We start from the raw sequence: 326 nt of genomic DNA, 5'->3' as shown, positions 1-326 counted from the left end.
AGAAGTGGTGGAGCTAAGCAGGATCGAACTGCTGACCTCCTGAATGCAAATCAGGCGCTCTCCCAGCTGAGCTATAGCCCCATTTCTTGCTACGTCCTTAAGCCTATTACCGACTTAGTGACAAACAATAAATTCACCGAAGATTTGGGAAAGATGTAAATTTCGTTAATCGAGGCGTTTGGCGAGGACGTTTAGCTCACTAAACGACGAGTCAAACAACAAAGAGTAACGGAATTTTGGTAGGCCTGGGCAGACTTGAACTGCCGACCTCACCCTTATCAGGGGTGCGCTCTAACCAGCTGAGCTACAGGCCTATGATGCACCTG

At 48.5% G+C, this 326-nt stretch carries 2 tRNA genes; both read right to left on the bottom strand.

The window, feature by feature from the left end:
* Window positions 1-5: 5 nt before the first annotated feature.
* Window positions 6-81: transfer RNA gene (locus tag ACXAGP_RS22105), tRNA-Ala, on the bottom strand.
* Between the two features lie 156 nt (window positions 82-237).
* Window positions 238-314, bottom strand: a tRNA-Ile gene (locus ACXAGP_RS22100).
* Window positions 315-326: the final 12 nt, after the last annotated feature.

It is taken from the genome of Planctobacterium sp. AWM4_229 (assembly GCF_056160305.1).
Note: the sequence above shows the minus strand (reverse complement) of the source record. Positions and strands in the feature narration are given on the sequence as shown.